The 20,067-nt window shown below is 72.8% G+C and carries 16 protein-coding genes; 7 read left to right on the top strand and 9 right to left on the bottom strand.

Annotated elements, in window-relative coordinates; all coding sequences use genetic code 11:
• Positions 1-13 precede the first annotated feature (13 nt).
• The 3 genes from AB0O07_RS02245 to AB0O07_RS02235 form a co-directional block, all read right to left on the bottom strand.
• Positions 14-1,399: a hypothetical protein gene (locus AB0O07_RS02245; protein WP_365625474.1), complete on the bottom strand. Its 1,386-nt coding sequence runs from the start codon at positions 1,397-1,399 to the stop codon at positions 14-16.
• Positions 1,400-1,651: 252 nt separating this feature from the next.
• Positions 1,652-2,539 carry a hypothetical protein gene (locus AB0O07_RS02240; RefSeq protein WP_365625471.1) on the bottom strand — a complete coding sequence of 296 codons (888 nt, stop codon included), beginning with the start codon at positions 2,537-2,539 and terminating at the stop codon, positions 1,652-1,654.
• The gene (locus AB0O07_RS02235) at positions 2,539-3,825 is read right to left on the bottom strand and encodes a VWA domain-containing protein (protein ID WP_365625468.1); all 1,287 of its coding nucleotides are present in this window, start codon (positions 3,823-3,825) and stop codon (positions 2,539-2,541) included. Before AB0O07_RS02235 ends, AB0O07_RS02240 begins: the two co-directional genes overlap by 1 nt.
• A 214-nt stretch (positions 3,826-4,039) precedes the next feature.
• Between AB0O07_RS02235 and AB0O07_RS02230 the strand changes: the two genes are divergently transcribed.
• Positions 4,040-5,086, top strand: coding sequence for a LacI family DNA-binding transcriptional regulator (locus tag AB0O07_RS02230; RefSeq protein WP_365627911.1), 1,047 nt, complete (start codon positions 4,040-4,042; stop codon positions 5,084-5,086).
• A gap of 409 nt (positions 5,087-5,495) precedes the next feature.
• Here AB0O07_RS02230 and pucD read toward each other — a convergent pair whose 3' ends face one another.
• From pucD to AB0O07_RS02215, 3 genes are read right to left on the bottom strand one after another with little or no spacing between them, the layout of a single operon-like run.
• Positions 5,496-8,054, bottom strand: a complete 2,559-nt coding sequence (pucD, locus tag AB0O07_RS02225; protein WP_365625465.1) for a xanthine dehydrogenase subunit D — start codon at positions 8,052-8,054, stop codon at positions 5,496-5,498.
• The gene (locus tag AB0O07_RS02220) at positions 8,051-8,668 is read right to left on the bottom strand and encodes a (2Fe-2S)-binding protein (RefSeq protein ID WP_365625462.1); all 618 of its coding nucleotides are present in this window, start codon (positions 8,666-8,668) and stop codon (positions 8,051-8,053) included. The genes pucD and AB0O07_RS02220 overlap by 4 nt, the downstream gene beginning before the upstream one ends.
• Positions 8,669-8,670: 2 nt before the next feature.
• On the bottom strand, positions 8,671-9,570 hold the full coding sequence (locus AB0O07_RS02215) for an FAD binding domain-containing protein (RefSeq protein ID WP_365625459.1): 900 nt from the start codon (positions 9,568-9,570) through the stop codon (positions 8,671-8,673).
• 284 nt (positions 9,571-9,854) lie between these two features.
• Here AB0O07_RS02215 and AB0O07_RS02210 point away from each other — a divergent pair, with 284 nt between their 5' ends.
• Positions 9,855-11,867, top strand: a complete 2,013-nt coding sequence (locus AB0O07_RS02210) for a PucR family transcriptional regulator ligand-binding domain-containing protein (protein WP_365625456.1) — start codon at positions 9,855-9,857, stop codon at positions 11,865-11,867.
• A 57-nt stretch (positions 11,868-11,924) separates the two neighbouring features.
• Here AB0O07_RS02210 and AB0O07_RS02205 read toward each other — a convergent pair whose 3' ends face one another.
• Positions 11,925-12,062 carry a hypothetical protein gene (locus AB0O07_RS02205; RefSeq protein ID WP_365625453.1) on the bottom strand — a complete coding sequence of 46 codons (138 nt, stop codon included), beginning with the start codon at positions 12,060-12,062 and terminating at the stop codon, positions 11,925-11,927.
• Positions 12,063-12,298: 236 nt separating this feature from the next.
• Here AB0O07_RS02205 and AB0O07_RS02200 point away from each other — a divergent pair, with 236 nt between their 5' ends.
• On the top strand, positions 12,299-13,075 hold the full coding sequence (locus tag AB0O07_RS02200) for a hypothetical protein (protein WP_365625450.1): 777 nt from the start codon (positions 12,299-12,301) through the stop codon (positions 13,073-13,075).
• Positions 13,076-13,187: 112 nt separating this feature from the next.
• On the opposite strand, the gene AB0O07_RS02195 is transcribed toward AB0O07_RS02200, so the two are convergent.
• A complete protein-coding gene (locus AB0O07_RS02195) occupies positions 13,188-15,059 on the bottom strand; it encodes an ABC transporter ATP-binding protein (RefSeq protein WP_365625447.1) in 1,872 nt (623 codons plus the stop codon).
• Positions 15,056-16,882 (bottom strand): ABC transporter ATP-binding protein, encoded by a 1,827-nt coding sequence (locus AB0O07_RS02190; protein WP_365625444.1) that lies wholly within the window; start codon positions 16,880-16,882, stop codon positions 15,056-15,058. The genes AB0O07_RS02195 and AB0O07_RS02190 overlap by 4 nt, the downstream gene beginning before the upstream one ends.
• A 634-nt stretch (positions 16,883-17,516) precedes the next feature.
• Between AB0O07_RS02190 and AB0O07_RS02185 the strand changes: the two genes are divergently transcribed.
• Genes AB0O07_RS02185 through AB0O07_RS02170 form a run of 4 tightly spaced genes read left to right on the top strand, consistent with a single transcriptional unit; the run spans position 17,517 to position 20,062 of the window.
• The gene (locus AB0O07_RS02185) at positions 17,517-18,713 is read left to right on the top strand and encodes an ATP-binding protein (protein ID WP_365625441.1); all 1,197 of its coding nucleotides are present in this window, start codon (positions 17,517-17,519) and stop codon (positions 18,711-18,713) included.
• Entirely contained in the window at positions 18,710-19,120 is a 411-nt protein-coding gene (locus AB0O07_RS02180) for a roadblock/LC7 domain-containing protein (RefSeq protein WP_365625438.1), read from the top strand. Before AB0O07_RS02185 ends, AB0O07_RS02180 begins: the two co-directional genes overlap by 4 nt.
• A complete protein-coding gene (locus AB0O07_RS02175) occupies positions 19,117-19,497 on the top strand; it encodes a DUF742 domain-containing protein (protein ID WP_365625435.1) in 381 nt (126 codons plus the stop codon). Before AB0O07_RS02180 ends, AB0O07_RS02175 begins: the two co-directional genes overlap by 4 nt.
• Positions 19,472-20,062 (top strand): ATP/GTP-binding protein, encoded by a 591-nt coding sequence (locus AB0O07_RS02170; protein ID WP_365625432.1) that lies wholly within the window; start codon positions 19,472-19,474, stop codon positions 20,060-20,062. Before AB0O07_RS02175 ends, AB0O07_RS02170 begins: the two co-directional genes overlap by 26 nt.
• The last annotated feature ends 5 nt before the right edge of the window (positions 20,063-20,067 follow it).

Raw genomic sequence — 20,067 nt, 5'->3', positions numbered from 1 at the left:
GGGCCGGGCCCCCTCACCCCCAGTCGGTGTCCGCGGGGGACCGGTGGGGAGGTGCGGGGCGTGGGGCGCCGAGTGAGCGGTAGTGCCAGGTGAAGCCGATCACGATGGACGTGACGACCAGCACCGCGTGCTGGAGGAAGTCCTGTGTGCCCATGGTCCGGCTCTGCGTCAGCATCGGGAGCGACACGAACACCGCGCAGCCGAGCAGCAGGGCGACCCTCGGGTGGACGTGCGGGCGGTAGCGGCTGTAGCGGATCTCCCGGACCCGGCGCTCGGGGGCGGACTGGGCCATGCGGCGGTGCGGGTGGCGCTCCAGGTGGTCCACGACATGGCCAAGGGGGGTGGCGCACCAGAGGAGTTCGTCCTTGTCGGTGACGAAGACCAGTCCGTACGGTTCCTTGTCCGGCCCCCGCCAGGTCCGCTCCCAGAACAGCCAGCCCTCCTGGCCCGCCAGGTCCAGGCCGGCATCGCGGGCGTCGGTGTGGGCGGGGACGGCCACGTCGATCTCCTGGGCCGGGCCGGACACCGGGACCAGGCGCAGACAGTGGTGCGGGGTGTCGCGTCGCTGCCGGAGGAGCGAGTCCTTGTCGGCCGGGGCAGCCGCGACCCGGCATCGCAGGCCCACCACATGTTCCGGGCGGGCGGCGGAGCGGCGCAGCGGTGCGGTCCTGCGCGCGGTGACCCACGGCCGGTACAGGAGGCTGATGAGACCCGTGGGGATCAGGGCCATCAGGATGAGGAAGATCGCAATACCCCCGTTCGCATCCCAGTCCACGGGGTCCTTCGGCTCCCTGACCACGCCCAGCCCCGGCTGGTCCGGGGCGTAGAGGATCTCGGTCGTGTCGCCGACCTGCGGGCGTTCCCGCATCACCTGTGCCGCGAGACGGACGGTCCGCGCTCCGCCGGTGTAGGGGACCTCCACGGTGATGTCGCTCCGCCAGTAGGAGCGGTTCTGGCGGCCCTCCCGGCGCTCGAACCGGGTCACCGGCCCCAGTTCGGTGATGGGCAGGTTCCGGGTGACGCCGCCGGCCCGGGTGATCCGGACGACCGGGTCGTGGACCGGGTCGGGCGGTGCGACGGGAAGCGTGGCCATCGTGAACAGGTACAGCACGGTGAGCGCGACCCTGACACAGCGCGCGAACCCGAAGTGCCCTGGAACGCGGGGCAGTCGGGCCGGGATCAGCGGCCGGAGGTACTGGCCCCCGAGGACGCCGCCCGAGGGCGTCTCCACGCGCCGGTGGTAGAAGCGCATCCAGGCCAGGCCGAGGAGGGCGGTCACCGCCAGCGGTACCAGCACGTCCCATCGGGGCGCCGGGGCGAAGAATTCGACGTTCTTGGTCCCCAGGGTCACCACCGCTCCGGCGATGGTGGCCCAGCCGAGCCAGGTGCCCTGCCGCACGGCCCGCCGGTACGGAAATCTCCCCGCTCCGGCTCCCGTTCCCCAGGAACCCCTGGATCCGTCAGATCCGTCGAATCCGTCGTATCCCCCGGATCCGTCGTATCTCCCGGGTCTCCCGGCCGTCCCTCGTCGCTCCATACGCTCCCCCCGAGGCGTCTGTTGTCGCGCGCACAGCATAGGCCGGGAACGAAGAGGGGCGGCCCGGGGTGTGTCCCCGGGCCGCCCCCGTCGTCGGGTCGTGTGCGGCGTGCGTTACGCGGACCCGCTCCGGGCCGGGCGGGCCAGGGTGTAGCCGGCTATGCCGGTGAGCGCGGCGATGACCGCGCCGGCCAGGGTCCAGAGCCAGCGGTCGGTCCACCAGCCGCCGGACCAGCCGCCCTCGGGTTCCACGCCGGAGGCGGCGAGTTGGGCGCCGGCGGTGGAGGCGTTGCCGTCCGCCTGGGAGACGGTGGTGCGGCCGGGGGTGAGGGGAACCGACAACTTGCCGTCGACGGCGTGGGCGCCTCCCTGGTCGGGGGTGTCGGCCTCGATCTCGGCGGAGATCGGCAGGCCCAGGTCCTCCTTCTGCGCGTTGAGGACCGTGAGGCGGACGAAGTAGCTGCCGGGCAGGGGGTCGTTGGACCAGGGTTCGGCCCAGGACCGTACCGTGCGGAGGACACAGCGGACCTCGACGGTGTCGGCCTCGGCGGCGAGCGCCTTCGTCTGCGTGCCGTACACGCAGGGCTGGCGGCGGCGCAGGCCGTCGTAGATGTCGACCTGCCACGTGGTCGAACCCTTGCGCGCGGCGGCCGACTTGGCGATCTTCACCTTGGCGGTGACGGCGGCGCGCTGGCCCGCGTCGACCGGGAAGACCCAGTAGAGGTAGTCACCGGAGGACCCCTCGGCCGTGGCGCGCTGGCCGGGGCGGAACGCCGTGGCCGTACGGAACGAGGTGCCGGCCTCGGTGGGGGCCTGCGCCTCCTCGTCGTCCGTGGCGGTGGCCGAGGGCGAGGGGGTCTCGTCGGCGGTGGCGGGGGTCGCCGTACCGAGGAGGGCGGAGGCCGCCAGGAGCGCCGCCGCCAGGAGGGTGCGGACCGCTGACCCGCCGGGGGCTCCGGTGCGGGGCGCGGCCGAGCGGTCGAATATGCCTGTTATACGCATCAGTTGGTGCTCCAGACGATCCGCAGCCGCGAGATCCAGCCCCACAGCAGGCCGGCCAGCAGACCGGCGACGGCCAGCGTGCCGAGGAACCACCAGCCGCGTCCCAGGCCGAAGGCGGCCGGGTCGGCGGCGGCGCTCGGGGCGTCCACGAGGTCGACGGTGAGTTCGAGGGGGAGGCCCGGGGTGGTCTTGACGCCCGCCGGGGCCGAGAACGCGTTGCTGACCTGGAGACAGACCGTCTCGGCGGCCGGTTCGCCGACGTCACTCGAACTGTCCCCGCTGTCCTGCTCGGGCTTCGGGTAGCGGATGCCGGACGAGATCACGTCCGTACGGCCGTCGCCCGACTCCGCGCCACGGACGATCTCCCGACCGTGGACGGTCAGGGCGCGGAGCAGGACGCCGTAGTCGCGGTCGACGGCGCGGTCGGCGCCGACGCTCACCGAGGCGCGCAGCTCCTGGCCCGGCAGGACGTCGACCCGGTAGAAGCGGTGCTCGGAGAACTTCTCACGGTCGCTGTAGAGGCCCGGCTTGATCGACGGGGCGTCGGCGCAGCGCGCGGCGCCCTCGGTCGCCACGGGGGTGACGACGGGGTCGGCGGCGCGGTCCACCAACTGGGTGACGCGGCGGGAGAGGTCCTTGGTGTGGCGTACGGAGGTGAAGGTGCCGCCGGTCGCCTCCGCGATGCAGGTGAGCTGCGCGCGGGTCTTCTCGTCGGGGACGAGCCCCAGGGTGTCGATGGTGAGGTGGATGCCCTGGGCGGCGATGTCGCGGGCGACCTCGCAGGGGTCGAGCGGGGCGCAGGTGTCCTCGCCGTCGGTGATCAGGACGATGCGGCGGGTGGCCTCCTCGTCCCCTTCGAGGTCCTTGGCGGCGGCGATGAGGGCGGGACCGATGGGCGTCCACCCCGTGGGGGCGAGGGTGGCGACCGCGGTCTTGGCCTCGGTGCGGTCCAACGGCCCTACCGGGTAGAGCTGTTCGGTGTCCTCGCAGCCGACCTTGGTGTCCTTCCCCGGGTAGTTGGCGCCGAGCGTACGGATGCCCAGCTCCACCTCCTCGGGGACGGAGTCCAGGACGTCGTTGAACGCCTGCTTCGCGGCCGCCATCCGGGTCTGGCCGTCGATGTCCCGGGTCCGCATCGAACCGCTGACATCGAGCACCAGATCGACCTTGGGTACGGGCTGACCTGCTGGTTCATCGGCGGCGACAGCGGCTGAGGGGAGGAGCCCTACGGCCAGAGCGGCCACGAGAGCGCACACGGCGGCTGCCGGCCGTCTACTTATGATCATCGCCGGATGATAGTGATAACCCACCCGGGGGGACAAACGAAAGCTGACGGGCCGTCAAATCTTCTCTCATCAACTCTTCATAGCGATGTGATCCCAGGGGTGGGAGCGCTCCCAGAGATCGGGTGACAATGGGGACGACAGTGATTGGATGGCTGGAGCCCGTGGACCGCGCACCGATCGGACCGGGCTCAGGCTGACTGGAGGTCGCACGATGGTGACGAAGGCACGCACGGGCCAGCCCACCCTGGAGGAGGTCGCCGCGCTCGCCGGCGTCGGCCGGGGCACGGTCTCCCGCGTCATCAACAACTCCCCGCGCGTCAAGGAAACCACCCGGCATCTTGTCGAGCAGGCCATCGCCCAGCTCGGCTACATACCCAACCGCGCCGCCCGCGCCCTCGCCGGCAGCCGTACGGACGCGGTGGCGCTGGTCATCCCGGAGACCGAGAAGCGGTTCTTCGCCGAGCCGTACTTCTCCGACATCGTGCACGGCGTGGGCGACGGGCTCGCCGACACCGATCTCCAGCTCCTGCTCACCCTCGTCCGCACGGAGAGCGAGCGGCAGCGCTTCCTCCAGTACGCGCGGGCCCGCCGGATCGACGGCGTCCTGCTGGTCTCCGTGCACGGCAGCGACCCGCTCCCCGATCTCCTCGCGGAGATGGAGATGCCCACGGTGCTCAGCGGGCGGCGCTCCGCCGACGAGCCGGTCTCGTACGTCGACTCCGACAACGTGGGCGGCGCCCGCGCGGCCGTACGCCACCTCTGGGAGTCCGGGCGGCGGGCGATCGGCACGATCACCGGGCCGCTCGACATGTACGTGGCGCAGTGCCGGCTCCGGGGGTACGAGGAGGCCGTACGGGGGGTCGGAAACGGGGACGCCGGAGCCTCCGTCCCGGGAGCGGGGCCCTCCTGGGTGGCGCACGGGGACTTCACGGAGGAGAGCGGGCGCCGCGCGATGGCCGAACTCATGGCCAGGAACCCGGAGATCGACGCGGTGTTCGCCGCCTCCGACCTGATGGCGGTGGGCGCCCTGCACGCGCTGCGGGCGGCGGGCCGCCGGGTCCCGGAGGACGTGGCGGTGGTCGGGTTCGACGACTCCCCCGTGGCCCGCCACACCGACCCCCAGCTCACCTCCGTACGGCAGCCGGTGGCGGAGATGGGCCGCACGATGGCCCGGGTGCTGCTGGAGACGATCAACGACTCGTCCGCCGCCTGGCAGCATGTGGTGCTCCGGACGGAGCTGGTGCGGCGCGCCTCGGGGTGAGGCGCCCTCCGGCCGGCGCCCCCTGGCCGATTCGCGTACCGCCCGAACCGGCCCCGCCCGAACCGGCCCCGCCCGCACCGCCCTTGACAATGACCTGCGGCTCGACAAGGCTCATGGGAGCGCTCCCACATCGGAGAAGGCGGTGCCGACATCGCCGCCCCGCTCGGACCGCCGCACCCCGGCGCGGGAGCGCACCCCCGCCCACCAGGCGGGGCCGGGCCACCGCCGTGTCCCGCATCCGTGGGGGACGCGGGACACGGCGGCGGCCCGTCGAAGCCGCCGGAGCCCCGTGCGCCGGGGCCGCTGCGGCCGAGTCCGTTCCCGTACCGCCGGGGCCACCGGAGCCGCCCGGGCCGAGTCCGCCCCGTACCGCCGAAGCCCCTTTCACCGGCGGCGAGTTCGGCCCCGCTCAGCCCCCGGTGAGGTGTTCCGGCCGTACCGGTGTGCGGTTCAGCTCCAGCCCCGTCGCGGCCCGGATCGCCGCCAGGATCGCGGGAGTCGCCGAGAGGGTCGGGGCCTCGCCGACGCCGCGTACCCCGTACGGCGCCCGGTGGTCGGCGAGTTCGAGGAGGTCGACCGGCATGGACGGGGTGTCGAGGATGGTGGGGATCAGATAGTCGGTGAAGGACGGGTTGCGCACCCGCGCCGTGACCGGGTCGACCACGATCTCCTCCATCACCGCGATGCCCAGCCCCTGTGTCGAGCCGCCGTGGATCTGGCCGAGGACGGAGAGCGGGTTGAGCGCCTTGCCGACGTCCTGGGCGACGGCGAGTTCGACCACCTTGACCAGCCCGAGTTCGGTGTCCACCTCCACCACCGCGCGGTGCGCGGCGAACGAGTACTGGATATGGCCGTTCCCCTGCCCGGTCCGCAGGTCGAAGGGTTCGGTCCGGCGGGGCCGCCACTCGCGCTCCACCTCGACCGTCTCGTCCCCCAGCACCTCCGCGAGGTCCGCCAGCACCTCGCCGCCGTCGGTGACGACCTTCCCCCCTTCGAGCAGCAGCTCGGCCGTGGCCCAGGCCGGGTGGTACGTGCCGAAGCGGCGCCGCCCCAGCTCCAGGACGCGCTCCCGGACCTGCTCGCACGCGTACTTGACGGCGCCCCCGGTGACATACGTCTGGCGGGAGGCCGAGGTGGATCCCGCCGAGCCGACCCGGGTGTCGGCCGGGACGATGGTCACCTGGGCGACGCCGAGTTCGGTCCTGGCGATCTGCGCGTGGACGGTGACCCCGCCCTGCCCGACCTCGGCCATCGCCGTGTGCACGACGGCGACCGGCACCCCGTTGACCGCTTCGAGCCGGACCCGCGCGGTGGAGTAGTCGTCGAAGCCTTCCGAGAACCCGACGTTCTTGATGCCGACCGCGTAGCCGACGCCCCGGACCACGCCCTCGCCGTGGGTGGTGTTCGACAGGCCGCCCGGCAGCGCCCGCAGGTCCGGCTCCTCCCCCGCCACCAGCCACTGGCGCTCCGGCGGCAGCGGCCGGGCCTTGACCCGGCGCAGCAACTCCGCGACGGGCGCCGGGGAGTCGACAGGCTGGCCGGTGGGCAGCAGGGTGCCCTGTTCCATGGCGTTGATACGGCGGAACTCCACCGGGTCCATCCCGAGCGCGGCGGCCACCTTGTCCATCTGCGCCTCGTACGCAAAGCACGCCTGGACGGCGCCGAAGCCGCGCATCGCGCCGCAGGGCGGGTTGTTGGTGTAGAGCGCGAGCGCCTCGATGTCGACGTTCTCCACGGCGTAGGGACCGGCCGAGAGCGAGGCCGCGTTGCCGACGACGGCCGGGGAGGAGGAGGCGTACGCGCCGCCGTCGAGGACGATCCGGCACTTCATATGGGTGAGCCGGCCGTCCCGGGTCGCGCCGTGCTCATAGTGGAGCCGGGCGGGGTGGCGGTGGACATGGCCGAAGAAGGACTCGTAGCGGTTGTACACCATCTTGACCGGGCGGCCGGTGCGCAGGGCGAGCAGGCAGGCGTGGATCTGCATGGAGATGTCCTCGCGGCCCCCGAAGGCCCCGCCGACGCCGGAGAGCGTCATCCGGACCTTCTCCTCGGGCAGCCCGAGAACGGGCGCCATCTGTTCGAGGTCGGCGTGGAGCCACTGGGTGGCGACGTAGAGGTCGACGCCACCGTCCTCGGCGGGGACGGCGAGCCCGGACTCCGGGCCGAGGAACGCCTGGTCCTGCATGCCGAAGACATAGTCGCCGGTGACGATCACATCGGCGCGCTCGGCCGCGCGGGCCGCGTCGCCCCGTACCACCGGCTGCCGGTGCAGCACGTTGGGGTGCGGGACATGGGCGGCGTACGGGTCGGTGCGGGCCTCGTGGATCAGGGGGGCGCCGGGCGCGGTCGCGGACTCCTCGTCGGTGACGACGGGCAGCGGCCCGTAGTCGACCCGGATCTTCGCGGCGGCGCGGCGGGCGGTCTCGGGGTGGTCGGCGGCGACGAGGGCGACGGGCTCGCCGTGGTGGCGGACCCTGCCGTGGGCGAGGACGGGGGTGTCCCTGAACTGGAGGCCGTAGTGGGTGACGGCGGCAGGGAGGTCCTCGTACGTCACCACGGCATGGACGCCGGGGGTGGCCAGTGCCTCGGAGATGTCGAGGGCGCGGATCTCGGCATGGGCGGTGGTGGAGCGCAGGGTGTGGCCCCAGAGCATGTCGGCGTGCCAGAGGTCGGAGGCGTAGGCGAACTCCCCGGTGACCTTGAGGGTGCCGTCGGGGCGGAGGGTCGACTCTCCGATTCCGCCTCGGGTGGGGGACGCCTGGGTGAGGCTGGTGGGGGTGTTGAGGGGGGTGTTGACGGGGGTGGTCGTTTGGGTCTCGTCGGAGGCCTTGGCGGGTGTGGGGGCGGTGTCCGCTGTGGGGGCGGGTGTGGCGGCAGTGGCGATGACCGCTGTGGCGGCGGGGCTGGTGACCGCCGCGGGGCCGGGTGTGGCGGCCCGTACGGGGGCGGGGGTTTCCGGTGCCGTCATGGCCGGGCCCCTTCCGTACGGTCCCGTTCCTGTTCCTGCCGGGCGGCGGCGAGCCGGACGGCGTCGAGGATCTTCTCGTACCCGGTGCAGCGGCAGAGGTTGCCGGAGAGCGCCTCCCTGATGTCCCCGTCGCTCGGCGACGGCACCCGCTCCAGCAGCTCGTCGGCGGCGACCAGCAGCCCGGGGGTGCAGAAGCCGCACTGGACGGCACCGGCGTCGATGAACGCCTGCTGGACGGGGGCGAGCGGGGCGGGATCCGGCTCGGGGCCCGGGCCCTCCGGTGGGGCGGCGCCCACTCCCGGCCCCCCGCCCGGCCCCGTGTCCGCGCCCCCGCCCGGCCCACGCGTCGCCCCCCGCTCCCGCCGCCCCGCGTACGCCGCCAGCCCCTCGACGGTGAGGATGTCGCGCCCCTGCGCCTGGCCTGCGGCGACCAGGCAGGCGCAGACCGGGACGCCGTCGAGCCGTACCGTACAAGAGCCGCATTCGCCCTGCTCACAGGCGTTCTTGGGGCCCGCTATCCCCATCCGCTCGCGCAGCACGTACAGCAGACTCTCGCCCTCCCAGACGTCGTCGGCCTCCCGCACCCGCCCGTTCACCGTCCATCGCACGCGCATGATCAGGCCGCTCCTTCGCCTCCGCCGGCCAGCGGGCCGGCCTCCCGGTACCGTTCCCAGGCCCAGCCGAGCTGGCGGCGGGCGAGCACGCCGACCGCGCGCCGCCGGTAGGAGGCGGTGCCCCGGACGTCGTCGATGGGGTTGCAGGCGCCCTCCGCGAGCGCCGCGAACTGCCGTACGACGGACGGCGCGAGGGGCCGTCCGCTCTCCCAGTAGCCGTCCTCGTCGAGCGCGGCGGCCAGGAACGTCTCGGCGTCCCGGGCCCGCACCGGGGTGGGCGCGGCCGAGCCGATGCCCGTCCTGACCGTACGGGTGGCGGGGTGCAGCGCAAGACCGAAGGCGCAGACGGCGATGACCATGGCGTTGCGGGTGCCGACCTTCGCGTACTGCTGCGGCCCGTCCGCCTTCCGTATGTGGACCGCCCGGATCAGCTCGTCGGGCGCGAGCGCGTTCCGCTTCACCCCGGTGTAGAACGCGTCGATCGGGATGCGCCGGGTGCCCCGTACGGAAGCGGCCTCCACCTCCGCGCCGGCGGCGAGCAGCGCCGGGTGCGCGTCGCCCGCCGGGGAGGCGGTGCCGAGGTTGCCGCCGACGCCGCCCCGGTTCCGTATCTGCGGGGAGGCGACGGTGTGCGAGGCGAGCGCGAGACCGGGCAGCTCGGCGCGGAGGTACGCCATGATGTGGGCGTACGGGACGGCGGCGCCCAGCGTCACGCGGTCCGCGCCGATCTCCCACTCGGCGAGTTCGCCGATCCGGTTCAGGTCGAGGAGCTGGTCGGGGCGGCGGTGGTCGAAGTTGATCTCGACCATGACATCGGTGCCGCCCGCGATGGGCACGGCGGCGGGGTGCGCGGCCTTGGCGGCGAGCGCCTCGTCCCAGCTCGCGGGGCGTAGGAAGTCCATGCGTGGCTCTCTCCTCGACCGTCGTGATCATGCGTGATCATGGTTGGCCCCGTCGCCCCGTCCCCTCAGTACACAAGGGGCGGAGGGGGCGGGTGCAGTCACGGAAACCATGAAGAGTTGGCTGGCCCACCACTCAGTCTTGTAGATTCGAACGAATGATGGGGTTCCGGTAACCGAAAGGTCTTCCCATCGCAACGTAAGACATTTCCGGTGGGGCGGCAGCGGGGACCGCGCCGCTCTCCGGACCGGACGACGACGGACGAGATCGGCGGCGACACGACACGATGCGGCTGCGCGCACTGCTGAAGACCGACGCGCTGGGGCTGCGGCTGCTCGGTGGCGAGGACGAGCTGGACCGGACCGTACGCGGGGTGATGACCACCGATCTGCGCGACCCGAGCCGCTATCTCTCCGGCGGTGAGCTGGTCCTCAGCGGGCTGGCCTGGCGCCGGGAGGCCGCGGACTCGGAGCCGTTCGTACGGATTCTCACGCGGGCCGGGGTGGCCGGGCTCGCCGCGGGCGAGGCGGAGCTGGGCGTCATACCCGACGACCTGGTGGCGGCGTGCGCCCGGCACCGGCTGCCGCTCTTCGCGGTGCACGAGAAGGTCGCGTTCGCGACGATCACCGAGCATGTGGTGCGCCAGGTGTCCGGGGAGCGCGCCGGGGACCTGGCGGCGGTGGTGGACCGGCACCGCAGGCTGATGACCTCGGGCCCGGCGGGCGGCGGCCCCGAGGTGGTGCTCGACCTCCTCGGCTCCGACCTCGACCTGCGGGCCTGGGTGCTCTCCCCCACCGGCCGGCAGGTCGCGGGGTCCGGCGCCCCGCTGCCGCCCGCGCGGGCCGCCGTGCTCACGGGGGAGCACCTCGCGGCCGTACGGGCGGGGGTGCGGCCGCCGTACCGTACGGCCGTCGACGGTACGGCGTACGCGCTCTTCCCGGTCCACGCGCACCAGCGGGGCGAGACGTTCCGCCCGGCGCCGGGCGGGGCGGGGGCGCGCGGAGGCGGAGCGGCGCGCGGGGCCGGAGCGGCGCGCGGGGCGGCGCTGGCGGAGTGGCTGCTCGCGGTCGAGGCGGACGCGGAGGAGTGGCCGGAGGCCCGGCTCGACCTGCTCCAGGGCGTGACGCAACTGATCGCGGTGGAGCGCGAACGGCGGGACACGGCGCGTACGGTACGGCGCCGACTCGCCCAGGAGGTCCTGGAACTGGTACAGGCGGGCGCGGCCCCCGCGGAACTGGCGGCCCGGCTGCGGGTGGCGGCCCCGGTGCTGCTGCCGGGGGCGGTCGGGGCCGCGCCGTACTGGCAGGTCGTGGTGGCGCGGATCGAGTGGACGGAGCCCGGAGGCGGGGAGGCCCGGGAGGCCGACGGGTCCGGCGAAAGCGGGCGCGGGGGCGAGGGAGAGGGCGAGGGCGGAGGCGGCGTACCGGGTGCGCCGGTGGTCCAGGCGCTGCTGGAGGAGATCCTGACGGGCGCGGTGGGCGCCGGGGGCCCCGATCCGGCCGAAGGCCCGGCCGCCGCCGGGGACCGGATCGCGGTGGCCCATCTGGGTGACGAGGCGATCGCCCTGATCCCCCTGATACCGGAGCCGCCCGCCGAGCGGACAGAGGAGACGGGGGCCACCGGGTCCCTGGAAGCTGCTGGGTCCGGCCGTCAGGGGGTGGGGGCGACCGCCGGGAACACCGTGACCGGTGGGGCTGGTGGGGCTTCTGCTGCTGGGGCGGCTCCCATGCCCGGCACGGCCACCGTGCCCGGTGGGGCTCCCGTGTCCGGTGGTCCCGGTGGGGTCTCCGGCTCGTCGGGGCCCGGGCTGCACGCGGACGCGTTGCTGGCCGCTGTGCTGGGGCCGCTGGGTGCGGGGCTCGGGGACGAGGGGCGGCTGACCTTCGGGGTGAGCGCCGCGGTGCACTCGGCCGAGGGGCTCAAGGGCGCCCTGGAGGAGGCCCGGCACGCCCGCCGGGTCGCGAGCGCCCGGCCCGGCCGGGTCTGCGCGGCGGGCCACCACGAACTGGCCTCGCATGTCCTGCTGCTGCCGTTCGTCCCCGACGACGTGCGCCGCGCCTTCACCGCGCGGCTGCTCGACCCGCTCCGCGCGTACGACAGCCGGCACCGCGCCGAGCTGATCGACACGCTGGAGGCGTTCCTCGACTGCGACGGCTCCTGGACCCGGTGCGCGGCCCGGCTCCATCTGCATGTGAACACATTGCGGTACCGGGTGGGCCGGATCGAGCAGTTGACGGGCCGCGACCTGTCGCGCCTGGAGGACAAGTTGGACTTCTTCCTCGCCCTGCGCATGACCTGACGGCAGCGGCCCGGCCGGCCCGGCTCGGCTCGGCTCGATCCGGCCCTGTCCCCCGGTTCAGCCCCGGCGGAAGCTGTCCACCGGGCCGCCGAAGCCGCCCTCGGGCCCGGCCCAGTCGATGGCGAGGGCGTCCGCACCCTTCATCGTGACGCTGCCCGTGCCGCGCCCGCCGTCGTCGCCGCCCGCGCAGGTCAACAGCCGCTGGTCAGCGCCGTTTCCGTGGATCCGCCGGACGGTCCGTCAGCTTCGGTTGACCGCCGTCACCCGGCCGGATCCGGCGCCGTGCGCCCCCTCTTACCACCGGGAATCCCCCAAGCGATTGTGAAATTTTTCACCTGACCTATTGGCCCGGCGCGGTGATCCATGCTGAGATGCGTCCACACTCAGAGCACAATGGCGCGCTAGGGGAGGGCAATGTGGCGTTTACCGCCATGTCTGGTTCCGGAACCACCGCTGGTGACGACCCTCTCCAGACCGCCATATGGCGGCTGCGCTCGCGCGGTTGCTGGGTCGACGCGGCGGCCCTGCTCGTCCCCCATGCCGCCGTCCCCGCCGCCGCGCTCCAGCGGGCGGCGCTGCTCGTGGAGCGCTGTCTCTTCACCGGCGAGGGGTGGGCGGAGGCCGAGGAGGCGCTGAGGGCGGCGGAGGCCGCGGCCCGCGAGGACGCCGAACGGGGCGCCGCCGCCTGCGAACGCGGCCACCTCGCCTACGCGGCGACCGTGCTGGGCGTACGGGACCGGGTGGACGAGGCCCGCTCGGCGCTGGGCCGGGCGGCAGCGCTGCTGGAACCCACGGCACCGGACCGCGCCCTGCTCGACTTCCGGCGCGGGCTGCTCGCCGAGCATCTGTCGGACTCCCCGGAGTCGGCCCGGGCCGCGTACCGCCGTGCCCACGCCACGGCGACGGCCCACGGCCAGACTCTTCTGCTCTCCTTCACCTGGCGCCATCTTGCCGGGCTCGCCCTGCGGGAAGGAGAGATGGCGGAGGCCCGGCACGGCTTCGGCGAGTCGCTGCGGATCCGGGAGGAGCTGGGCTATCTGATCGGCACGGCTCCGGCGCTGGCCGCCCTGGCCGAGGTGGAGCCGGAGCCGGAGGCCACCCGGCTCCGTGCCGAGGCGACCCGGCTCTTCCGGCTGCTGGGCGGCGTCCCGAGCTGGCTGGCCGGCCAGCTCACCCCGTTACCGCCGCCCTCGGCCCCCGCGGTCTGAGGGCTCTTCACACCCTCCCCTCCCTCTCGCTTCCCTCCCTCTCACTCTTCGACTCCCCTTCCCCCCCGGCCCTCCCGCCGCCGCTCCACCGCTCCGTCTCCTGTCGCCCGTCTCACATCGCCCGTATTCCGTCGCCGGTCTCCCCGTGCCACGAGCGCCACAGCCGGGCATACGCGCCGCCCTCGGCCACCAGGGCGTCGTGCGTGCCGAGTTCGGTGAGGCGGCCGTCGTCCAGCACGGCGACCCGGTCGGCGTCGCGGGCCGTCTGGAGGCGGTGGGCGATGGCGATGACCGTACGGCCTGCCAGGACCGCCGCAAGGGCCCGTTCCGTGTGGCGGGCGGTCGTGGGGTCGAGGAGGGCGGTGGCCTCGTCGAGGATCAGGGTGTGCGGGTCGGCCAACACGACGCGGGCCAGGGCCAGTTGCTGGGAACGGGCGCCGTCGAGCACGGTGCCGCCCGGGCCGAGTCCGGTGTCGAGGCCGGCCGGCAGGCCGTCCGCCCAGTCGGCGCCGACGGCCGCCAGCGCCGCCCGTATCCGGGCGTCCGTGGCGTCGGGCGCGGCGATCAGCAGGTTGTCCCGGAGGCTGTCGAGGAAGACATGGTGCTCCTGGGTCACCAGGACGACCTGGCGGCGCAGTTGCTCGGGGGCGAGCGAGGCGATGGGGACGCCGCCGACCGTCACCGTGCCGGCGCGCGGGGGTTCGATGCCCGCCAGCAGCCGGCCGAGCGTGGACTTCCCGGCGCCCGACGGGCCGACCACCGCGAGCCGTTCGCCGGGCCGTACGGTCAGATCGACCCCGCGCAGCACATCGCGCCCGCCGTCGTACGCGTACCGCACACCGCCGACCTCGATCCGGTCGTCGGCCGGGACGGGGGCGGCGGGCCGCGCCCCGGGGGCCTCCGGGGCATTCGCGGCGTCACGGTCCGGCGCGATCCCCTCCACGCGGGCGAACGAGGCGCCGCTGCTCTGTAGTTGCTCCGTCCACCGCAGGATGTCGTCGAGCGGCTGGTCGAGCTGGCGCAGATAGAGCGCGCAGGCGACGACGGCGCCCAGGCTCACCGCCCCCTGGTCGTGCAGCGCGCCGCCGACAAGCAGCACGGCCACCACCGGGACGGCATACGAGGCGTCGACCACCGGGAAGAGCACGCTGCGCAGATGGAGCGTCCGGGTACGGGTACGGACGCACCGCCCGACGGCCGCCTCGCAGGTGTCGAGGCGGCGCCGCTGGAGCCCGAACGCCTCGACCGTACGGGCGCCCTGTGCCGTGGCGGAAAGCACCTCCGCCAGTGCCGAGTTGGCCGCGCCCTCCGCCAAGTACGCGCCGCGCGCGCGGCGCAGGTACCAGCGGGCGGCGAACCAGATGGCGGTCAGGCCGAGCAGTCCGCACGCGCCGAGCAGCGGGGCCACCAGGAAGACCGCGCCCACGACGAAGCAGACCTGGATCACCGCGATGAAGACATCCGGGCCCGCGTCGCGCAGCGTGGTGCCGACGGCGGTCACATCGGTGGTGCCGCGCGCCGTCAGATCGCCGGTACCGGCCCGCTCCACCACGGCGGTGGGCAGCCCGAGCGCCCGCTCGGCGAACTCTTCCCGGATCCGGGCCGAGGTCCGTTCCCCGAAGCGGTGCCCGATGAAGCGGGCGTACCGGGCCAGCAGGAGCTGGGCGAGCGCCCCGGCCAGGAGGAGCAGGGCGTACCGGTCCACGGCGGCCACCCCGCCGCCGGCCCGGACCGTGTCGACGATACGGCCGAGGAACCAGGGCCCGGCCAGTGCGGCCCCGGCGGCCAGCGCGTTGAGGAGGACGGCGGCGGCGAAGGCCCTGGGGTCCCGGCGCACCAGCCGCAGCGCGGCCCGGCGGACCTGTGCCGAGGAGGCGACGGGGAGCGCGTGCGCACCGCCGGTGCCGTCGTCCGCGCCGTCGCCCCTGCCGTGGTCCCTGCCGTCGCCCGTGCCGTCTGTCGTGTTCGTGGCGCCCGTGGTCATCGCACAACCTCCTCGGAGCGGCCCGGCTCACCCGGTTCGCCTGCCGCACCCGGCCCGCCCGGACTCGCACCCCCCGGGTCCTCCACGTCCTCCACGCCTTCCGCGTCCTCCACGCCGCGCGACACCAGGGCGCGGTATCCCGGCCGGTCCGCGAGGAGTTGGCGGTGGGTGCCGGTTGCCTCCGTACGGCCGTCGACCAGGTAGTGGACGGTGTCGGCGTGTTCCAGCATCAGCGGGGAGGTGCTGGTGACCAGGGTGGTGCGGCCCGCGCGGTGGGCGCGGATCCCGGCGGCGAGCGCCGCCTCCGTATGGGCGTCGACGGCCGAGGTGGGTTCGACGGTGATCAGCACCTCGGGGTCGGCGAGCAACGCCCGTGCCAGCCGGACCCGTTGGCGCTGGCCGCCGGAGAGATCGCGGCCCTGGCCGAGGAGTTCGGCGTCGAGTCCGCCGCGCAGGCCCAGCACGACGTCCCGGGCGCCAGCCGCGTCGAGCGCCGCCTCGACGGCGGACTCCTCGCGGTCCCAGCGGCCCTGGACCGCGTCGCGCAGGGTGCCCGCGAAGAGGTCGGCCTCGTTGTCGGCGACCAGGATCCGGTCGCGTACCTCGCCCAGCGCCACCGCGTCGAGCCGTACCCCGCCCCAGGTGGCGTCCGAGGCGGTGAACCTGCCGAGCCGGTCGGCGACTTCGGCGGCTTGCGCGGGGTCCCCGCTGACCAGGACCGTGAGGGACCCCGGCGCCACCTCGACCCCGGAGGCGGGGTCACGGAGCGGCGCGGGCGCCCCGGGAGCCGGTACAACGGCCAACTCCGCGCCGCCGTCAGCGAGTTCCCCCTGTTCGGGCGTCAGCTCCAGGAAGTGGAGGACGCGGCGCGCGCAGACCAGGCCGCGGCTCACGTCGTACGCGCCCTCGATGAAGAACCAGACGGGGACGACGAGGACGGCCGTATAGCCGTAGACCGCGACCAGTTCGCCCGGCGAGATCTCCCCGCGCGCCGCCGACCGCGCGGCCAGCCAGACCACGGCGGCCAGGAAGAGCGCGGGCAGCCCGACCCCGAGGGCGTCGATCCAACTGGTCACCGACCCGACCCGGTACCCCTCCTCCCGCAGCCGCCCGGAGTCCCGCCGGTAACGGGCCGCGTACGCCTCCTTGCCGCCGAGTCCGCCGAGCACCCGCAGCCCGCCGACGATGTCGGTGAAGCGCGCGGCCAGGGCGCCCTGCCGTTCCCGGTACGCCGCTTCCCTCCCCTGCAACCGCCCCAGCAGCGGGCCGAGGACGAGCGCGAGCAGCGGGACGCCGAGGAGCACCACCGCGGCGAGCAGTGGCTCCACGGCGAGCAGGAGCCCGGCGACGATGACATAGGCGACGACCGCGCCCACCCCGGGGCCGGTGACGGTGAGGGCCTGGCTCATGGCCATGACGTCGGAGAGGCCGATGGTGACGACCTCGCCCGCGGTGAGGTGGCGCGGCAGGGTGGCGCCGAGCCGGGTGGCCTGGCGGACCACGACCCGTACGGTGCGGAAGGTGGCGTCCATCCGTACCCGGGTCATGGTGCGGTGGCGGGCCAGGCCGACCAGCGCGTTGGCGAAGCCGACCGCGAGCAGGGCGCTGGTCCACCCCCACAGGGCGGTCCTGTTCCCCGGGGCGAGGCCGTCGTCGATCGCGCGGGAGAGGAGGTACGGCGGGAGGGTCAGCCCGGCCATCCAGGCGCTGCCCCAGAAGGTGCCCGCCGCCGCGCGTCCGCGCTGACTGGTGACAAGCCACCAGAGGTAGCGGGCCGCGCTCCGCCGGTCCGGGGTACCGGGATCGCTGTATATGTCAGCCATTCCCCGGAGCCTAACGAGCGGCGCACGGGCTTTCCTCTCCATTACGTACGGCCGGTTCGCCCGGCGCCGGCGCCGGTGCCGGGAGTGGCCTCGGGGCCCGGCCCCCACACCCGCCCACACTCCCCCACACGATTACTCGCGAACACACGCGCACGCACACACCCGCACAACCTCCCCACATCCTTATCGGCTCGTTACGCATGTGCCACGGGCACATGCACGGGGTTCGGAGCGAAAGGGGCGTCGCACCACAAGCGGGCACAGAACAGTGCCGCAGAGGCGGCCGAGGGCGACCACCTAACGATCATGAACGCACCCAAAAGGGATAGGCCGCTGAATTGGCGTCAGACGCCAGAAAGAGAGCAGAACGCCCTGGCCACCGGCACATGCCATGGTGCTAAGATCACCAAGCTTGCCAAAGTGGTGCCCAACCCGCTATGGCATAAAAGAAAGTCAGCGCATCGGCCCAGAATTCCGCCACCCCGGGGAGAACTATGCCATTAGCCGGGCCTTTCGAGGCATTCCGGCAGGCGAGCATGGGCGGCCGATCCCGTATGTCTGAGACCGCCGGCTCACCCCAACGCATTCTCCAGACATTCAGCACCCGGTGGCCCACTCGCCCGAAGAGAGCCTTATGACGCAATATCTCCAGGATCCAGCGGTGTGGGGTCTCATCGCCGGTACTCCTGTCGCCGCAACCGCGATCATTCGCGGCAGAAAGTCGATCGCCGAGCTGAAGAAGGAGAAACAGGAGCTCAAGGCGCATTACGCGAACCTTGAGGAGCATTACGCCGAGGCCGTCGAAGAGGCCAAGGACCGGGCGGAAGAAGACACGAAGACCGCGCTGAAGTCGGCCATGCGCACGCTTCAGGGTCTGGCCAGCGAACAGCAGCTCGCCATTACGAAGCTCCAGGACAAGTACGGGGAACTCCAGATTCTCCAGGATCTCCTGGACATCGACCACATGAACTCGCAGTTCGCCCGGCGTGCTCAGTCCATCGCCGTGCTCTGCGACGGCTGGCTGGGCCGGCAGCGCGCCGCCGCCTCGCTCTATGACGTGGTCCGCAGCGCCAAGGGCCGTATTCGCCACTTCACCCGTGTGGAGATCCGCGCCCAGAGTAATTTCGCCATCGTCAGCCGGGCCGTGGAGCCCGTCGCGCTCACGCTCGCGGAACTGCTCGACAACGCGACCAGTTACTCCGCCCCGGAAACGATCATCGAGATCAATATCCGGCCCGTTCCCAAGGGCGTCTGCATCATCGTCGACGACGCGGGTGTCGGCATGAACGAGGAGGAGAAGAGCCGCGCGGCCAAGCTCCTCTCGGCCGAGCGTTCGCCCGGTGTGTCGGGGCTCGGCAACCCGCCGCAGTTCGGCTTCACCGTGATCGGCGTGCTCGCCCAGCGGTACGGCTTCACCGTCTCGGTGGACTCCACCTCCCCCTACGGCGGCGTCCGCGCGGTCGTCCTGCTCCCCGACGAACTGCTCACCGCCATGCCGGAGCCCGAGGCCAAGCCCGCTCCCCGGGCGGCCAGGCAGCCCGAGCTCAAGCCCGCGCCCGCGCCCCAGCCCGAGCCCAAGGAGTTCCCCACCGTGGCAGCGTCCTCCCCGATGCCGCCCGAAGAGACTCCGGCGGCCCCTTCGACCACCTTCGGCGGCCTCCCCAAGCGCCGCCGCCGCGGGGCGATATCGATCGTGCCGACCGCCGAGACCACCGAGGCGCCCGTCCGCGACAGCGAGCAGGCCGCGTCCGTCATGGGTGCGTTCCAGCGCGGAACGCAATCCGGCCGTCGTTTCAACAACACAAGCAGTGAAGGGCATGAGAATCAGTGAATTACGATCTGTCATGGATGCTTGACAGTGCTCTGGAAGTGCCCGAAGCACGTCACGCGATTCTCGTATCCGCCGACGGCCTGCTCATGGCCCGTTCCAAGGAAGTCGGCAAGGATCACGCCGACACTGTCGCCGCCGCGATGAGCGGTATGCAGTCACTGAGCCGCACTCTGGCCGACTTCTGCGGCGCCCAGCCGGGCCACCGGGCCCAATGGCGGCAGACGGTGGTCGAATTCGACCACGGCTGGGTGTTTCTCATCTCCGCCGGCGAGGGCGCCTATCTGGGCGTCTCGGCAACGCTGGAAGTGGATATGGCCGAGGTCACCTTCCGTATGCAGCAACTCGTCGGCCAGCTCGGCAAGTCCTTGACCAGTCCCCCTCGCGAGATTGCTGACACGAAGGCATGACCACACCAGAAGAGCCGGATCAGGAACCAGAAGCCCCGCAATTAGTACGTCCGTACGTCATCACCAATGGTCGCAGTCTGCTCGAAGACCACGAGTTCTCGCTGATCACTCTGGTCACCATGGCTCCGGACGCCCCGAGGACGGGACATCTGGATCCTGAGAAGCGCGATCTTCTGGAGCTGTGCACGGGCGGTCATCTCTCCGTCGCAGAGATTGTCGGACATACCCACCTACCGGTCGGGGTCGTGAAAATCCTGCTGTCCGATCTCACGCAGGAGGGGTACGTGGTCACACGTGCCCCGATTCCCCCCGCGAAGCTGGTCGAACGGCACATACTTGAGGAGGTGCTGAATGGCCTTCAAGCCCGTTTTGGATGACGGCGCCTATCTTCGCGAGTCGGTACAGACCGCCGCGAAGATTCTTGTCGTCGGGCATTTCGCCGTCGGCAAGACCACATTCATCGGGACGATGTCCGAAATTCCTCCGCTGCGTACCGAAGAGGTGATGACGCAGGCGGGCGAAGGGGTCGACGACCTCAAGGGCACCCCCGGCAAGACCACCACGACGGTGGCGATGGACTTCGGCCGGCTCACCCTCAGCGAGCGGCTGGTCCTCTACTTGTTCGGGACACCGGGACAGCAGCGCTTCGTCCAGGTGTGGGAGGACATGTCCCGGGGTGCGCTCGGCGCCCTGGTCCTGGTCGACCCGGAGCGGCTCGAAGAGTCCTTCCCCGTGATGGACCTCGTCGAGCACTACGGGATCCCGTACGCGATCGCGGTGAACCGTTTCGACGACGGTGCCGACCATCCGGACCAGGAGATCCGGGAAGCGCTCGACCTGCTCCCCGAGACGCCGCTCATCACCTGTGACGCGCGCGACGAGCGTTCCTCGGCGAACGCCCTCATCTCGCTCGTCCGTTACCTTCAGTCACGCCTCAACTAGGAGCC

The sequence above is a fragment of the Streptomyces sp. NPDC093085 genome (genome assembly GCF_040683935.1).
GTDB lineage: Bacteria > Actinomycetota > Actinomycetes > Streptomycetales > Streptomycetaceae > Streptomyces.
The sequence above is the reverse complement of the archived record's forward strand: the minus strand, read 5'-3'. Positions and strand labels throughout refer to the sequence as shown.

Bases quoted from the DNA above. Each gene is read 5' to 3' on its own strand.
- AB0O07_RS02185 (WP_365625441.1), top strand. From the start codon at position 17,517: ATGACGCAATATCTCCAGGATCCAGCGGTGTGGGGTCTCATCGCCGGT.
- AB0O07_RS02200 (WP_365625450.1), top strand. From the start codon at position 12,299: ATGTCTGGTTCCGGAACCACCGCTGGTGACGACCCTCTCCAGACCGCC.
- AB0O07_RS02195 (WP_365625447.1), bottom strand. From the start codon at position 15,059: ATGACCACGGGCGCCACGAACACGACAGACGGCACGGGCGACGGCAGG.
- pucD (WP_365625465.1), bottom strand. From the start codon at position 8,054: ATGACGGCACCGGAAACCCCCGCCCCCGTACGGGCCGCCACACCCGGC.
- AB0O07_RS02235 (WP_365625468.1), bottom strand. From the start codon at position 3,825: ATGATCATAAGTAGACGGCCGGCAGCCGCCGTGTGCGCTCTCGTGGCC.
- AB0O07_RS02210 (WP_365625456.1), top strand. From the start codon at position 9,855: ATGCGGCTGCGCGCACTGCTGAAGACCGACGCGCTGGGGCTGCGGCTG.
- AB0O07_RS02190 (WP_365625444.1), bottom strand. From the start codon at position 16,882: ATGGCTGACATATACAGCGATCCCGGTACCCCGGACCGGCGGAGCGCG.
- AB0O07_RS02240 (WP_365625471.1), bottom strand. From the start codon at position 2,539: ATGCGTATAACAGGCATATTCGACCGCTCGGCCGCGCCCCGCACCGGA.
- AB0O07_RS02220 (WP_365625462.1), bottom strand. From the start codon at position 8,668: ATGCGCGTGCGATGGACGGTGAACGGGCGGGTGCGGGAGGCCGACGAC.
- AB0O07_RS02175 (WP_365625435.1), top strand. From the start codon at position 19,117: ATGACCACACCAGAAGAGCCGGATCAGGAACCAGAAGCCCCGCAATTA.
- AB0O07_RS02170 (WP_365625432.1), top strand. From the start codon at position 19,472: ATGGCCTTCAAGCCCGTTTTGGATGACGGCGCCTATCTTCGCGAGTCG.
- AB0O07_RS02215 (WP_365625459.1), bottom strand. From the start codon at position 9,570: ATGGACTTCCTACGCCCCGCGAGCTGGGACGAGGCGCTCGCCGCCAAG.